General features: G+C 42.0%; 11 protein-coding genes and 1 tRNA gene. 6 read left to right on the forward strand and 6 right to left on the reverse strand.

What is annotated here, in order from left to right; translation table 11 throughout:
- Positions 1-42: 42 nt before the first annotated feature.
- The 4 genes from AC07NA_RS12910 to AC07NA_RS12925 form a co-directional block, all read right to left on the reverse strand.
- On the reverse strand, positions 43-2,544 hold the full coding sequence (locus AC07NA_RS12910; protein WP_494897963.1) for an outer membrane beta-barrel protein: 2,502 nt from the start codon (positions 2,542-2,544) through the stop codon (positions 43-45).
- Between the two features lie 127 nt (positions 2,545-2,671).
- The gene (locus AC07NA_RS12915) at positions 2,672-2,890 is read right to left on the reverse strand and encodes a hypothetical protein (RefSeq protein ID WP_494897965.1); all 219 of its coding nucleotides are present in this window, start codon (positions 2,888-2,890) and stop codon (positions 2,672-2,674) included.
- Complete coding sequence (locus tag AC07NA_RS12920; protein WP_494897966.1) at positions 2,887-4,584, reverse strand: PspC domain-containing protein; 1,698 nt, start codon at positions 4,582-4,584, stop codon at positions 2,887-2,889. The genes AC07NA_RS12915 and AC07NA_RS12920 overlap by 4 nt, the downstream gene beginning before the upstream one ends.
- Positions 4,585-4,606: 22 nt before the next feature.
- A complete protein-coding gene (locus tag AC07NA_RS12925) occupies positions 4,607-4,942 on the reverse strand; it encodes a PadR family transcriptional regulator (protein WP_345211502.1) in 336 nt (111 codons plus the stop codon).
- 184 nt (positions 4,943-5,126) lie between these two features.
- On the opposite strand from AC07NA_RS12925, the gene AC07NA_RS12930 reads away from it, so the two are divergent.
- From AC07NA_RS12930 to AC07NA_RS12940, 3 genes are read left to right on the forward strand one after another with little or no spacing between them, the layout of a single operon-like run.
- Complete coding sequence (locus AC07NA_RS12930; RefSeq protein ID WP_494897967.1) at positions 5,127-8,234, forward strand: SusC/RagA family TonB-linked outer membrane protein; 3,108 nt, start codon at positions 5,127-5,129, stop codon at positions 8,232-8,234.
- A gap of 17 nt (positions 8,235-8,251) precedes the next feature.
- Positions 8,252-9,928 (forward strand): SusD/RagB family nutrient-binding outer membrane lipoprotein, encoded by a 1,677-nt coding sequence (locus AC07NA_RS12935; RefSeq protein WP_494897968.1) that lies wholly within the window; start codon positions 8,252-8,254, stop codon positions 9,926-9,928.
- 19 nt (positions 9,929-9,947) lie between these two features.
- A complete protein-coding gene (locus AC07NA_RS12940) occupies positions 9,948-10,877 on the forward strand; it encodes a DUF1735 domain-containing protein (protein ID WP_494897970.1) in 930 nt (309 codons plus the stop codon).
- Positions 10,878-10,978: 101 nt separating this feature from the next.
- Here the strand turns inward: AC07NA_RS12940 and AC07NA_RS12945 are convergent, their stop codons facing one another.
- Entirely contained in the window at positions 10,979-11,386 is a 408-nt protein-coding gene (locus AC07NA_RS12945) for a DoxX family protein (RefSeq protein WP_494897971.1), read from the reverse strand.
- A gap of 42 nt (positions 11,387-11,428) precedes the next feature.
- The gene (locus AC07NA_RS12950) at positions 11,429-12,334 is read right to left on the reverse strand and encodes a S66 peptidase family protein (protein WP_494897972.1); all 906 of its coding nucleotides are present in this window, start codon (positions 12,332-12,334) and stop codon (positions 11,429-11,431) included.
- A gap of 41 nt (positions 12,335-12,375) precedes the next feature.
- Between AC07NA_RS12950 and metG the strand changes: the two genes are divergently transcribed.
- From metG to AC07NA_RS12965, 3 genes are all read left to right on the forward strand, one after another.
- Positions 12,376-14,448: a methionine--tRNA ligase gene (metG, locus tag AC07NA_RS12955; protein WP_494897973.1), complete on the forward strand. Its 2,073-nt coding sequence runs from the start codon at positions 12,376-12,378 to the stop codon at positions 14,446-14,448.
- A 103-nt stretch (positions 14,449-14,551) separates the two neighbouring features.
- Positions 14,552-14,623 (forward strand) — tRNA-Arg (locus AC07NA_RS12960).
- An 819-nt stretch (positions 14,624-15,442) separates the two neighbouring features.
- The gene (locus tag AC07NA_RS12965) at positions 15,443-15,931 is read left to right on the forward strand and encodes a hypothetical protein (protein WP_494897974.1); all 489 of its coding nucleotides are present in this window, start codon (positions 15,443-15,445) and stop codon (positions 15,929-15,931) included.
- The last annotated feature ends 184 nt before the right edge of the window (positions 15,932-16,115 follow it).

Consider the following 16,115-nt stretch of genomic DNA (forward strand, 5'->3'; position numbering starts at 1 on the left):
CCCGATTCCGGAACCCCGACCCCGAAACCTCGAACCTCATTATTAGTTCCCCGATTTCACCCTGCTGCTTTCTTCGTCGGCGCCGGTGCTGCGGTTTCTTTGTTTTATTTTGCTGTTGCCAAAGTTGTAGGTTACTGTTATTCGGCCTACTCGGGTATCATTATTCTGCCTTATGGCAAGATCTACCGCGCGGTAGTTGCTGTTAATATTGTTACGGCGGATGTTGAAAATGTCGGTTAAGGCAGCTTTTACATTCAGCTTTTTATCCAGGAATGAACGGCTTATCCCGGCATCAATAGCATACTGCGGTTTTATATCATAAATGCCAAATACCTGTTTAGAACGGTAAAACGCGAAGATCTCGCCCTTAAATCCTTTCAGGAACAGGAATGTTTGCGTTAACCTTAACTGGAAGGCCGCTTGTCCTTTATCTACATTGCCGCCTAAAACCGAGTCGGTTTTAAATGTGTTGTAAAAGCCATTGAAGTTAACATCACCGCTCCACCACTTATTAATAGTGAACGGCGAACTTATATTCAATGAGTATGAGTCTTGCGTTTTAAAGTTCAATGTGGTTTGAAACGTTGCCTTTTTAATGGTGTCGGTAAGTATAATTTCAGTAATAGCGTCGGTAGTGTGGCTATAGCCAATGCCTACGTTGATGGTTTTGTTATAAGTATAGTTTAATTCAAATGAGTTGGTGTATTGCGGTTTCAGGAAGGGGTTACCTTGTGAATAGGTGTACGGATCAAGATAATAAACAAACGGGTTAAGGTTGTCATAGCTTGGCCTGTCAATACGGCGACTATAGCTAAAGCCCAGTTCATTTTTCTCAGATAATTTTTGATTGATAAATAAGGTAGGGAAGAAGTTAAGATAGCTACGCTTTACCACATTGTGGGTGGTAACCAAATCGCCGGTTGATGACGTGTGCTCAGCACGTAAGCCGGCTTGTATCGATAGCTTTTTAAACTCCTGGCTCAGGTTAATATAACCGGCTTTAATCTTTTCGTCGTAAACAAACAGGTTTGACCGTGTGGTATCATTTATAAAGGTATCGCCTTGTTTTATCTCTGCCTGTAGATCGTTGGTGGTTTTTACCGCGCTGAATTTAGCGCCGGTTTCCAGTTTCAGGGTTTTGGTGAGTGGCTTTACATAATCAACCTTTTGGGTATTAATGGTAATGGTTGATGGCGATAGGTTGCGGATAACTAACGAGCCATCGGGTTTGCCGGGTACAAAAAAGCGGGTGTCGTATAAAGCATAAGAATTGTTCTTGAATTTTGAGTATACCACATCAAAGGTTAATTCCTGCCCTAAAGTGTCTATCTGAAACTTATCGTTCAGGTTAAGGGCGATGTTGCGGTAAGTAGGATCAACCTTAGATGAGGTAGTTTGGGTAGAATCGCTGCCGCCGAAAGTGTGGCCAATTTTTACCGCGCTTATATTGTCGCCGTACTCGTTGGTATAGTCGCCGTTTACCAAAAAGCTCAACACGTTTTTGGCCGATGTATTATAGTCGACCCCAAAACGGTAGTTATTATAGTGTACGCTTTCTAAAAAGGTAGTTTCCTGGTCGAAAAAGGTTTGTTCCTGCGAGTTGGTAACCACGCGTTTTATATTCATCAGTTTTTCGCGGGTTTGATCGCCGCGGCTCAGGTTGGTAAAAAAGTTCCAGTCGCCGCTTTTATAATTAAGCGAGAGGCTGGTATTATCCCTGAAATGTTTACCCATGCCTGCGCCGGCTGTAAGGCTACCGTTTGAACCTGATAGCTTATTCTTTTTAAGTTTTATGTTGATAATGCCCGAATTTCCGGCGGCATCATATTTTGATGATGGATTGGTAATGATCTCGATGGATTGTATGGTAGAGCCATCAGTTGATTTAAGCAAGGCTGCCAGCTGGTTTGCCGAGAGGTAGGTAAGTTTATCGTTGATCATTACGGTTACGCCCTGTTTTCCACGCAAGCTGATATTATCATCCTTATCTATAGAAACACCCGGTGCACGTTCCAAAATTTCGAGCGCGTTATTGCCTGCTGCCAGTACGCTGTTCTCCACATTCATTACCGTACGGTCGAGCTTGCGTTCAACAAGCGGCTTGCTGGCCGTTACGTTTACTGCCTTTAGCGTGCGACTGGTTGATTGCATGTTTAGTGCCGGTACCGTAACGTTTGGCGACGCTGCGCTTATGCTAAACGCCTTGCTGGCTGTTTTGCTGTAGCCCACCACGGTTGCTACAATAATATAGTCGCCGGGTTTTACATTATCAAACGTGTATAAACCGGCCTCGTTACTTAGCGTACCCTTAACCACGGCCGAATCCTGGGCTTTTAGCAAGCTCACGGTAGCGTAATCAACAACTTTTCCGGTTTCGTTAAGCACCTTTCCTGATATTTTACCTTGTGTTGCCGCGTTAGGTTGGGCGTATATATTGGTGATGCCGGCAAAAAACACAAGCAGTGCAAAGCAAACTTTACTGATAGTAAGGCGTATGGGCAAGGTGTTTTTAGGGCAATAGGTATCCTGTAAAAGCATTTTCATGTTTTTTAAATCAGTGTATGAAATTTAAGCTTGCCGGCTACAAACCGTATTCAAGGTAGAATGATAGGCAAGGGCAAACGTTTTGTTATCTATATATAAGATGCACAAACACTGCCTTTGGTTACATCTATTTTGAAATTTTTAATGAGGGGATAAGGGTAGATGCTGCTAATTCTATTATCGAGAAGCTTTTTTCGGGCGTTATTTCAGCGTTTTTAGTTCGTTGCACAGCGGCTTTTATCTTTTTTGATACAGGCGCGTTTTTGCCAGGTGTGTGATAATAGTAAAAAGGTATAATAAGCCCGCTGAATAGCAGCAGGCTTATATATTTTATTAATGCGTTCATGGTCTTTTGGTTATAACAGTGTCGTGTTTAATAACAATGGTATCCCTTTTTATAATAGTGTCGGCTACGGCTTCCCTTTTAGGCAGTACCAGTGTATCAACTTTGCATTGTATACCATCGGCCGTCATGATAAAGGTTGCGGCAGGAGCATCGTCTTGTTTGTTCACTGTGTTGCAATCATAAATTCCTACATCGTCAAGGTAGCGGCTGAGATCGGTATCTATAACCAGTTTAGTATTCATCGGCACCCTTAGCGTTAAACGCACACGTTGGTTGCGCCATAACCTGTCTGTCGGTTTTTCCAGGCGTGATGAAAACTTCAACACCGAATCTTGCTGGGTGAACTGATAGGTTACATTACGTGCATTTAGTAAAGCTTCTTCATAATCGCGGCCACGGGCGCTGAATGATTCTACCAGTATAGGCCTGTCAACATCGCTTTTTTCTATTTCTATCCTGATATTGCTGCCCGGTGAATCAAAATCGTCGCCGTTATCGTCGCTGTCGATAATGATCATGCCATTAAAGCGCTCTTTTACCTTGTAGCGGATGCTGTCTTCGCCGCTCAGGTATTTAATGTCGTTCAGCTTTAAATAATAAGTGCCCGATTTTGACGGTACTATATTAATGTTTTTGCGGAAGCTTGCAGATGAGCGGAAATCGGCAGTTGCTTTAGCCGTATAGTATATTACAGTACAAAGCGATACTATCCATATAATTAAAAAGCTGTAGCCTGTAGTGCGGTTAAACGAGTCGCTTTTAAATACTGCTGATATGGTAAGGAGTGTAACGGTTAATAAAGGCATTGCCAGTATCAGGAAACCGCATACCAGGAAAGCTGTATTGGCTTCGTGATTTACGATATTAAACGGAAACAGATTGTATATGCCGCTGTTGCCATAAACCAGGAACGCGATCACCGAAACAATCAAACCAACCAGGCCGGCAAGGGCGCTCAGGATAATGATCATACCGAAAATTTTGGCCAAAAGCATGCCGCTGCCACTAAAAAAGGCACGTAAGTGTTGAAAAAAATCGCTGAAAAAATCCCGTGTTTTATATACGAACGGACGAGCCTCGTGCTGGAAATTCTTTAAATTTTCTTTTACAGAGCCCATTTCTTCCTCGAAATTCTTTTTAAAGCCTTGCAAATTGAGTTTTTCGCCTTTCATGGCCATCCTGTCGGCACGTGAAATCGCCTTTGGCACCACAATCCATAAAATCACATATATAATAAAGCCCGCGCCGCCAAAAAGTGTGGCTATGGCGAACAATAAGCGCACCCAAACCGATTGTATATCGAAATAATTAGCGATTCCGGCGCAAACACCCGCAATTAAGTGGTCATCCGGGTCGCGGAAGAGCTTGCGTGCGGTGTAGTTATTATAGGCATAGTTTTGGCCGGTTGCTGCCTGCTCATCCTCCTCGGCAGTTTCAAAATCCTGCACGGTGCCCATTTGTTCAACCACCAGTTTTACATCCTGCTCAACAATAACGGGCTTGCTTTCGCGGGCCAGTATCTCGCTGAACATTTCGGCAATGCGGTTTTCAATGTCGGTAGTTATCTCCAGGCTATCTGCCGAGTGCATAAAATGACGCTTTACATCCGTCATGTATGCTTTAAGTATTTCGTAGGCATCCTCTTCGATATGAAAGACGGTGCCGTTTATGTTGATGATAATTGTTTTATTCATGATAATAATTTTGAGGATGTGGTTATTTGTTTCTGTCGCCCACGGCAGTATGTACCGCATATTCCAATTCTTTCCAGGTTTTATCCAGTTGTTCAAGCACTGCTTTGCCTTCGGGAGCCAGCACATAATACTTTCGCGGCGGGCCCGAGGTTGACTCTACCCAGTTGTAGGTAAGCAGTCCGTTGTTCTTTAACCGGGTAAGTAAAGGGTATAAAGTACCCTCAACTACAAGCAGTTGGGCTTTTTTCAACTCAGCAATAATATCAGATGCATAAGTTTCGCCCTTAGCTATGATGGAAAGTATACAGTACTCCAGTATACCTTTCCGCATTTGGGTTTGGGTGTTTTCTACAATCATAATACAAAGATATATGTTTAAGAATGTATTATGCAATACATAGTACTAAGAATTATCATATTTTTTTTATTTGGGCTTTTTTTTAAAAAAAATGCACGTTTTTGCAGATTTTATTTGACTTTTTGCCAGCGTAACATTACTTTTATGTTTAATTAACTATTAACTGATCTTATTTATTAACGAAATGAAAAAACTTCTACTAGTAAGTTTGTGTTTTCTGATGTTATGCGTAACTCAGACATTCGCACAAAATCGTACTGTAACGGGTACGGTTACGGCCAAAGAGGATGGTTTACCTGTCCCGGGAGTGTCAGTAAAGGTAAAAGGTACTAATGTGGGTACCCAAACCGGAGCAAACGGAAAATTTACGCTGAGCGTGCCTGCTTCAGCAAAAACCCTTCAAATTTCTTTTATCGGTTTTAACACTGCGGAGAGTGATATCTCTACAAGTAGTGATGTATCGGTAGTTTTAACAACCAACACCCAGCAATTGAACGAGGTGGTGGTAGCTGCAGCTGGTTTGCAGGTTAAAAAGAGTACACAAGGTTATGCCACAACTCAATTAAAAAACCAGGCTATCACCCAGGGTAAAACCCCGAGTGTTGCCGCTGCATTATCTGGTAAAGTTGCCGGTTTGCAGGTAAACGTTGTAAGTAGCGGTGTTAACCCTCAGGTTCGTTTGGTATTACGCGGTAACCGTTCGTTACTTGGTAATAACCAGGCACTGGTTGTTTTGGATAACATTATTGTACCGAATGCTGTGCTTTCAAACTTAAACCCTGAAGATGTTGACGACATTCAGGTATTGAACGGTGCTGCCGGTGCTGCTCTTTATGGTTCTGATGCATCAAACGGTGCGTTATTGATCACTACCAAAAAAGGTAAAAACGGTGTAACTTCGGTTCGTTTCTCAAATACAACCAGCTTAGAGCAGGTTAGCTTTTTCCCTAAAGTGCAAAACCTGTTTGGTTCGGGTTCAACTTCTGGTATTCAGGAGTACATCCCTTATGAGAATCAACAATACGGTCCTGCATTTGACGGCGTGATCAGGCCTGTAGGTCGTGTGCTTGAAGATGGTTCTCAGCAATTGTTGCCTTATGCTGCAACTGATTCAAAAAATGATTTCTGGAAAACCGGTGTTATGAACCAGTCAGATTTCAGCTTGCAAACAGGTAATGAAAAATCAACAGTTTATTTGTCAGGTCAGTACGTAACACAAAATGGTACTACACCGGGCGATAAGTATAACAGGGTTTCATTACGTTTGAACGGTACACGCGAAGTACTTAATACTGTTAGTTTAGATTACACCGCCAACTACGTTCAAAATCGTTTTGATGTTACATCGGCAACTGGTACTATCTATGATAACCTGCTTAACCAGCCGGATAACATCAGGATTACTGATTACAAAGACTGGCAGAACAATAAATTTGCTAACCCTAATGGTTTTTATAATGATTATTATGATAACCCTTACTACGCGGCAGCAAATAACCGTTCTAACGTAAGAAACGATTACTTTATCGGTAAGGTAGAGTTGAAATGGAAACCGATTGATGTATTAACATTCACCGGTCGTGTGGGTGTGTCAACGTATAACACTTCTTACAAAAATACCTCGAATAAATTCGTGTTTACCCCATATACTTTAGGTAGCGGTAAATTTAACGGTAGCAGTAACAAAGCTGGTAGCGTTGAAGACGGAAGTTCATACACTACTCAGTTATTAACAGAGTTGCAAGGTACTTTCGCTAAAAAATATGGTGATATAAACGTTTCATTTACAGCGGGCTCTCAAATACGCGGTAACAATGATAACGCGCAAACAGTAAACGCAAACGGTCTTGTTGTTCAGGATTTGTTTAACGTTGCGCAACGTTACACACCAAACGTTGGTGGCGGTCAAAGCTCAGGTGTTAGAAGGCAAGTAGGTGTATACGGAGATTTAAGGTTAACTTATAAAGATTATTTAACTTTAGAAGGTACTGCCCGTAACGACTGGACCTCAGTTTTAGCGAAAGATAACCGTTCTTTCTTCTACCCTTCATTAAGTGCTGCTTTCATCCCAACTTCAGCGTTTGAAGCTTTGAAAGATAATTCAGTTATCAACAGCTTAAAGATCCGTGCTTCGGTTTCTAAAGTTGGTCAGGCTAATATCGGTGCATATGCAACCCTTCCTACTTACGGCCAGGCTGCAGGATATCCTTTCAGCACCGGTCCTGGTTACAGAATCAGCGGTCAGTTAGTATCGCCAAGCTTACGTCCGGAGATCACTAAAGGCTTCGAAGGTGGTTTTGATATCAGTTTATTAAATGATCGTATAAGTTCAAGTGTAACTTATTACAGAACTAATACTACCGACCAAACTGTACCTACAGGCGTATCTAACGCTACTGGTTATACTTCATTCTTAACCAACACCGGTAACATGAAGAACGAAGGTATAGAAACTCAGTTAAGCGTTACTGCATACAAAGCAAACAGCTGGGAGTTAACAGTAGGTGGTAACTACACTTATAACGATAACAAAGTAGTATCAATAAGCAGTGACCTTACCCAACTGGCGTTAAGCTCAGGTGCAAGCGCGCAGGCTTATGCTATTACCGGTTTGCCTTACCCTGTATTACGCGGTACTGATTATCTGCGTGACCCACAAGGCCGTGTTGTAATTGACAAAACTACAGGTTACCCAATTGCTAACTCAAACCCAACCCTTTTAGGTAATACCAACCCTAAACATCGTTTAGGTCTTAACTTTGAGGTTAAATACAAAAGCTTAAGATTATTTGCTTTAGCTGAGTATCGTGGTGGGTTCGTAGTGTATAACAGTGGTGCAGGTACTTATGATTTCTCAGGTTCTGCTTTGAGAACTGTATTCTACAACCGTGAGCGTTTCGTATACCCTAACTCATCATACTTTGATGATGCTACAAACAGCTACGTAGCAAATACAAACATTACAGTTGCTGATGGTGGCGCCGGTTTCTTTGCCGATGCTAATAACAACCTGAATATTGCTTCAAATTATATTTACAGTGGTGCATCATGGAAATTGCGTGAGGTATCTTTATCTTATGACTTGCCTAAATCTTTATTATCAGGCCAGAAATACATTAAAGGTGCTTCTATCAGTTTACAAGGTCGTAACCTGTTCTTATGGGTTCCGAAATCTAACTTGTACACCGACCCAGAGTACAACTTTACTGATGGAAACGCTATTGGTATCCAATCATTAAGCCAAACTCCTCCAACACGTTACTTCGGTGCAACCCTATCTGTAACCTTATAATATTTAAAAGAAAAACGATGAAAAGGATAAAAATATTAAGTACTATACTTTTGGGGGGCCTTTTAATAGCGGCAACCTCATGTAATAAGTATCTGGACGTTAACACTAACCCGAACGCGCCTACTGATGTTACACCCGATCTTATTTTACCGGCAGCTTTAGCTCAAACAGCAGCCAACAACGTAACATTTAACAGTTACGGCGCATGGACCGGTGGTTACCAAACAAGTGCCGGTGGTTACGGTGGTTTCGGTTCTGTTTTAACTTATAACTATGCAACCAGTGATAATACCGGTTTATGGTCATCAAGTTTCAACAACCTTAACGATTACCAAACTATTATTAACAAAACTGAAACAACAGGCCCGTACAAAAACTACAACGCTATAGCTAAGATTATGAAAGCTTATTGCTACCTGCGTTTAATTGATGTATACAATGATGTGCCTTATACCGATGCTTTAAAAGGCTTAGCTAATTTAAGCCCTAAATATGATAAAGCTGAGGATGTTTATCGTGGTTTATTTACTGAGCTTAACGAAGCTATCGCTTCTTTAGCTATTGCAAATGATGCTAACTCAACTATTAAAACATCTACCAGTGCAAACAGTTCAAGGATTGATATCGTAGAAGCAGCCGGTTATGATGAAGCCGGTACAACTAAATTCTTCAGCTCTGGTGGTTATCCGGACAGCAGATGGACTGAGTTTGCCAATACTTTAAAATTAAAAATGCTTGTACGCACAAGGTTAGTATCTTCTTTCGCTGCTACCTTTAACGCAGAAAAAGCTAAAATACAAGCAGCTACATTTGCTAATTATGATGTAAAAGTACAACCGGGTTACGCGGCGCAAGATGGTAAACAAAACCCATCATGGAATGCATACGCATTTAATGCTACCGGTGGTAACTCACAGCTTACTACTATCCCAACCTGGTTTGCAGTAGGTTTTTACGACGGTGCCAAAATTGGCGACGACGTAAGGGGCCAGGGTAACCACGATCCTTTTGTAGTATACAAAAGCTATACTGTAGCCAGCCAACTGGGTGTTACTGATGCATTCGTGCCAAAAGCAAGCACAACTGGCGGTCAGTGGTTTACTGGTAGCGGTTCAGGTACAGCAGGTGATGGTTTAGGCACTTTAAAAGGCCCAACTATGGCGCAACCATTAGAAACAGGTGCTGAAGCATACTTCCTTGAGGCAGAAGCCGCATTGTTCGGTATAATCCCGGGTAATGTTGAGAATCTTTACAATCTTGGTATCCAGGCATCACAACGTTACTTGTATACACAACAAAACGAGCAAATCAGCTCATTCCGTGTACCGGGTACTGACGCTGATTCGGATTTCCAATACTACATTGATCAAAATGAAGGTAATCCACTTGTTGATTTTACGGCTGCAGGTACTACAGCTCAAAAACTGGAAGCAATTATCACTCAAAAATGGATAGCTTTGAATTATATTCACAGCAACGAAGGTTGGTCTGACTACAGAAGAACAGGTTACCCTGTTACCAACTCAGGCGGTGATAAATACCATAATTTCGCCTCTGTTACATCTGTGTCAACCCGTGTTGATAAATTACCTGTAAGGGTTCTTTATCCGGCATCAGAGTATGCATTGAATACAGCTAATGTGCCTCAAAATATAAATGCATTTACATCTCGTGTGTTTTACGATTTAGATTAATTTTTAATTGATAGGAAAGATGAAAAAGTTTTTTAACATTATTTTATTTACGGCAACTGTAACAAGTCTTACAGCGTGCCTAAAAGATGATAAATCCAATTTACAGCCGAACAATTCGCCTGCTGTTGTTGAGTTCTCATCTTCGGAAATAGAACTTCCGACTTCTCCTTCAGGCAGTACGTATGCTTTATATACACGTGCTTATGAAGTAGGTACAGCTATTGATGTAGCGTATGATATTAACTATACCGGTGGTACTACTCCATCAAAAGATGTTAAGTTGACCATAGGTATAAAAGCAGATGCTATTGCCCAATATATCAAGGAAAGACTGGACAGAGACCGCCAAACGGTTAACCTGGTAATTATGCCGAGCAATTTCTATACATTGCCTACGGATGTAGTTTTGCCTGCAGGTCAAAGAAAAGTACGTATCCACGTTAAATTTAACTCAAGCCTGGTTACTGATTTTACCGCTCCTTATGTATTACCTATCAGCATTACTGCTGCTGATGGTGCTACAGTAAGCGGAAACTATGGTACAGTATTAACTAAAATAAGCGTTAAAAACTCTTATGACGGTAACTACAAAGTATCAGGTACAATTACCAGGAATAGCGCAAGCGGCCCGGATCTTAGCTTAGGTGGTACCTACAAAGATGGTATCATTACTAAACTGATCACTAATAGCCCAACCAATAACTCTTTCCTTACTTATTGGAAAGATGGTAGCGGTGTTGCCGGTATCGATGGTTTGAACTTAACAGTTGACCCTGTAACTAACAAGGTGACTGTTACATCAACAGCTAATCCTTTGTTGAAGAATACGCCAGGAAAAGATAACTCTTACGACCCGGCTACCAAAACCTTCCACTTAGCATTTGATTGGGGTAGTGGTGCAAGTACTCGTTTAACAGAGCAAACATTAGTTTACGATAGCCCAAGATAATTGGCAATCGTATAAATAGAAAAGCCGCCTCAATTTTGAGGCGGCTTTTTTTGTAAAATAACTTTTCCCTATTGGGGCTTACACTAAAAGGTGATAAATAACTATCGCTTGTCAACGCTATACTTACCCGGGCCAATAAATATCATACCGGCAAATACAAATGCCAGCTCAATAGCGTGTGCCGCGCCTTGCAAGCCATCACCTTTGCCCAGGTGGGTTGCAGAGGCGAATATCATGTTGATGAGCAGCAAAATAGATACGGGCCTGAACGCGAAACCGATCAGGAAAAGCAAGCCGCCAACTGTTTCGGTTAAAGCGGCCAATAAGCCCCATACCACCGGTAAAAAGCTAAAGCCCATGTATTTGGTTGATGTGCCTATCTGCGCCCACATTTCGGGGCCGCCAATTAGTTTAGGGTAGCCATGGTAGATCATGAGTGCGCCCAAGCCTGCACGAAGCACCAATAAGCCGAAATTTTTGTAATTGCCTAAGCCGCTTAATAAAGCCATAATTGTTTTATTTAAGATGGATGAATATGAGAGGTTGACTAATTACCTATTAACGTATTTGGCGCTAACTTGTTGGCCATCTACCGAAAGGTTTACTTCGGCACCTAATATAATGCTGTAATTGTTGGCGATGTGTCCCGCCGGAAAATCAAAACAAACAGGGTAATTGTATTCCGCTACAACCTCCATTACAATTTCGGCTATGGTAAAACCAAAGGGGATATCATTATCCTTAATATCAGTAAAGCCGCCTACGATAAGCCCGGCCAGGCTTTTAAGTTTACCGGCACGTTTAAGCGCGCGGATGAGGCGGTCGACAGAGTAAAAATATTCGCCTACATCTTCAATAAAGAGGATTTTGCCACTATAATCAAAATCGGAAGGGGAATTTAATATAGCTACCAGCAAACTCAAATTGCCGCCGATCAGTTCGCCGGAGGCATTGCCGCTACGGTTGATGCCATGCGAGGTGAACTCGTAGCTTAACTCTTCGCCAAATAAAGCCTTATGGAGCGTTATAATGGAGGCAGAAGAAGCGTCGGGTATATTGATGGGCATTTGCCCGTGGATGCTTTTAAGCCGGTAATTGCTGTACAGGTGCGCGTGCAAAATGGTAATATCGCTAAAGCCTACTATCCATTTCGGGTTATCAATAAGGTTATCAAAATTAATATCGTCGATAATACGGATGGTGCCGTACCCTCCGCGGGCCGCTATAATGGCCTTAACGCTGTCGTCGTTAACAAAGCGCTGCAAATCTTGCGCGCGCAGTTTATCGTCGCCCGCAAACTGGTGAAATGAGGCCTCAACGGTATCGCCCAAAACTACCTCTAAGCCCCATGATTGCAGCAGGTTGATGGCATCCGTCATGGGGATGGGTAACTTTTTTGCAGGGCAGGTGATCGCTATCTTGTCACCTTTTTTAAGATATGGAGGAGTTATGCTCATATTGAATTATCTTTGCAAATTATTAATAACGCCGCAAATTAATGTCACAACTTAACAATTTTAAAAGATATACTATTACATCGGCTTTGCCGTATGCTAACGGGCCGCTTCATATTGGCCATTTGGCGGGCGCTTATATCCCGGCCGATATATTTGTGCGTTACCTGCGCCTCAAGAAAAAAGACGTGGTGTACATCTGCGGATCTGACGAGCACGGCGCCGCTATCACTATAAAGGCGAAAAAAGAAGGCACTACGCCGCAGGCCATCATTGATAAATACCACAACCAAATAAAAGACAGTTTTGAGCAATTCGGCATATCGTTCGATATATATCACCGTACTTCATCGGCCATACATCACGATCTTTCGCAGGAATTCTTTTTGAACCTGTATGAAAAAGGTGAATTTGTAGAGAAATACTCGGAACAATATTTCGACGAAGATTATCAGCAGTTTTTGGCCGACCGCTACATTATTGGTACCTGCCCTAATTGCCATAACGAAAACGCTTACGGCGATCAGTGCGAAAAATGTGGAACTTCGTTGAGTCCTACGGATCTGATCAACCCGGTATCAACTCTGAGCGGCAAAACGCCCATATTGAAGCCAACCAAACACTGGTACCTGCCATTAGATAAGTATCAGCCGTGGCTGGAGCAGTGGATCGACGAAAAGGAGGGAAGCTGGAAGGTGAATGTATTCGGCCAGTGTAAATCGTGGCTGAAATCGGGCCTTCAGCCGCGCTCTATGACACGCGACCTTGATTGGGGCATAGATGTGCCATTGGCCGAAGCTAAGGGCAAGAAGCTGTACGTATGGCTCGATGCGCCGATAGGTTATATATCTGCCACCAAACAATGGGCAATTGATAAGGGTAAAGACTGGCAATTGTACTGGAAGAAACAGGCCAATGCCGAGGATGATACCTGTCTGCTGCACTTCATCGGTAAGGATAATATCGTTTTCCATTGCATTATTTTTCCATCGGTATTGCATGCCCATGGCGAATATGTGCTGCCGCAGAACGTACCGGCAAACGAGTTTTTAAATTTAGAGGGAGATAAACTATCAACCTCACGTAACCATGCCGTTTGGCTGCACGAATACCTTGAAGAGTTTCCGGGGAAACAGGATGAATTGCGCTACGTACTTACCTCTATACTGCCCGAAACCAGCGACAGTGAGTTCACCTGGAAAGATTACCAGGCACGCGTTAACAACGAGCTGGTGGCCATTTTAGGCAACTACGTGAACCGCGTGATGATACTGATGCATAAATTTTATGGCGGTGTTATTGAAACGGATAAGCCACATCTTACCCTTACCGACGATAAGTTACATAACGAAATTGGCGGGTATTATGATGAATTAGAGCGCAGCCTCGAAACCTACAAGTTTAGGCAGGGACTGGCGGCTGTAATGGATATTGCCCGATTGGGTAACCGTTACCTTACCGAAAAGGAGCCGTGGAAAACCATCAAGACCAATCCGGATGATGCTAAGGAAGCCCTGCATAATTCACTGGTGCTGATTGGGCATTTAGCCGCCTGCTTGCAACCGTATTTGCCAACTACAGCTAAAAAGATATTAGCTATGCTGAACTGGCCTGCTGATGTTGTAGCGTTTGATGAAGAGGTTGCATTTGTAAACGGACATCAACTTAACCCGGCGGCATTACTGTTCGAGAAAATTGAGGACGATGTGATTGAAAAACAGTTGCAAAAGCTGCAAGCCAAAAAGCAAGCCGTTGCCGCTGTTGAAGAAGCTACCGTTGCCCCGGCAAAGGAGAACATTACCTTTGAGCAATTTACCGGCTTAGATATACGCACAGGTACCATACTGGCCGCCGAAAAAGTTGCCAAAACAAAGAAACTGCTTAAGCTGACTATCGATACCGGGATTGATCAGCGTACCGTAGTATCGGGCATTGCCGAATATTACGAGCCTGAAGCCATAATTGGTCAGCAGGTGAGCATACTGGTAAACCTGGAGCCAAGGGAAATAAAAGGTATCCTGTCGCAAGGAATGATACTGATGGCCGAGAACGGCGAAGGCAAACTAAGCTTTGTAGCCCCGGTAGATCACATGCACAACGGATCGGTAGTGCGCTAATATGGTAGCATGCAAGTGCGCGAACGTGCAGATGTAAATTCAATTTTATAATTCAGCCTATAATTTGCACATTTGCACATCAAAAATTTGCGTAAAGCAAAATGGTCCCGTAGTTCAACGGATAGAATAGGAGTTTCCTAAACTCTAGATATGAGTTCGATTCTCGTCGGGACCACTAAGAACGCTGTTTTCATACACGAAAACGGCGTTTTTTGCGTAATGGGTAAAACTATAGGTAAAATTTTGATAATGCTTAATGACGCTAAATGGCTTGTTTTGAAGCTAAAAAACGGTTGTTCAACCCCAAAAATCCTTTCATCAAAAACTGCCGACCGAACAACCGAACAATTAAAAAGGAGAATTTGATCATAGGGTAAAAAGATTAAAAAGACAAGTTTTACCCATCATCAAAAAGGGTAAAATTCTTTGTTTGAGCATGGCATTTTGAGCTTTGATGACAGTTTCAAAATTCTTTTGAAAACGATTTTATACCGGGCAAGGCGAATCAAAGTTCATTCCACTTGTCCCATTTGGGATAAGTGAAGTCTTATTCCATTCCAAGAAAGAATAAATCAGATGATGATGGTTGATGAGTGCTTACCTGAGCACTGAGCAAACCCAAAGCTCAAAGAGGTATGCTCAACTGAAGAACACACTTGAGCATAGAACATCTGTTATTTTATGGATAATATATCAAAACAAGCTGACTGACATTCATATCGAAGGCATTCATCAGCGCATATTTGCTGAATTCACTTAAGTCGGACTTAGGATCGATCCGAAGAAACCCCGGAGAAAATAATGCGATTTAAGGCAGTAAATTTGTTGAGAGCGCAACGATCAAATAGGTGCAGGGTTTATAAGGACAGGCACTTCAATACGGGAGCTAAATAAGGATGATTTTGAAAAAATATATTCTGAACGTTTTGCCATTAAAGACCGTAGCGAAGAGATAGAATTTGAAGTAACACTTGGCGGATTTAACTCGTTGGATTTGAGAAGCACAATATATAGACATCTACAAGTTGATGTTATAAATTTATCAAATGCATCTATTGATCTTGATGTTGAGACCAAAGTTTATGATAGCAAAGGACTAAGCGCTAACTGTACACAACACATCGAACGTAAAATAGCTGAAGATAAACGATCTAACAGCATGTTCGCTTACACACAATACTCAGACAGGGTATTACCGCCACATTTGTTCATAGATATGAATGTGGAATTAAAAAAGTATGCCGGCTATACTATATATGAAATTACGCCCAAAAAAGGCACACATACAGCCCTTCGTGTAAAACAAAAAGGTCCAGAAACCAATATCTTTAATGATCAAATTGCTTTAGTTTTTTCAAAACCAGCAGAGGTGAAAATTGAACTTATTGTTCGCAGCAATGAATTCCCAGAGGGGCCAAAAATTCTTTCATTTAATTTTTCGGAAGACCAGAGTAAGCAACTTTTAGACCCTTGGGACTTATAAATACACTATGCTTGATATCTGGAAACCTTGAACTTACTGTCCATAGTTGCCAAGTAAAGGGACGATCAGTTGTCTCGTTTAGTTTAACTTTCAGCAAGATTTCGTTGAGTAAAACTGTTTTCAGACAATCAGTCAGCTTTCGATCAACTTCGTTGCGCTCGCGCATTTAAAAATGGGTTAAATA

The organism is Mucilaginibacter sp. GW821-FHT07G05 (assembly GCF_059418565.1).

What these genes read in the sequence shown, in the direction of transcription:
- AC07NA_RS12910 (WP_494897963.1), bottom strand. Translation starts at nt 2,544, where the DNA reads ATGAAAATGCTTTTACAGGATACCTATTGCCCTAAAAACACCTTGCCC.
- AC07NA_RS12920 (WP_494897966.1), bottom strand. Translation starts at nt 4,584, where the DNA reads ATGAATAAAACAATTATCATCAACATAAACGGCACCGTCTTTCATATC.
- AC07NA_RS12915 (WP_494897965.1), bottom strand. Translation starts at nt 2,890, where the DNA reads ATGAACGCATTAATAAAATATATAAGCCTGCTGCTATTCAGCGGGCTT.
- AC07NA_RS12930 (WP_494897967.1), top strand. Translation starts at nt 5,127, where the DNA reads ATGAAAAAACTTCTACTAGTAAGTTTGTGTTTTCTGATGTTATGCGTA.
- AC07NA_RS12945 (WP_494897971.1), bottom strand. Translation starts at nt 11,386, where the DNA reads ATGGCTTTATTAAGCGGCTTAGGCAATTACAAAAATTTCGGCTTATTG.
- metG (WP_494897973.1), top strand. Translation starts at nt 12,376, where the DNA reads ATGTCACAACTTAACAATTTTAAAAGATATACTATTACATCGGCTTTG.
- AC07NA_RS12925 (WP_345211502.1), bottom strand. Translation starts at nt 4,942, where the DNA reads ATGATTGTAGAAAACACCCAAACCCAAATGCGGAAAGGTATACTGGAG.
- AC07NA_RS12950 (WP_494897972.1), bottom strand. Translation starts at nt 12,334, where the DNA reads ATGAGCATAACTCCTCCATATCTTAAAAAAGGTGACAAGATAGCGATC.
- AC07NA_RS12940 (WP_494897970.1), top strand. Translation starts at nt 9,948, where the DNA reads ATGAAAAAGTTTTTTAACATTATTTTATTTACGGCAACTGTAACAAGT.
- AC07NA_RS12935 (WP_494897968.1), top strand. Translation starts at nt 8,252, where the DNA reads ATGAAAAGGATAAAAATATTAAGTACTATACTTTTGGGGGGCCTTTTA.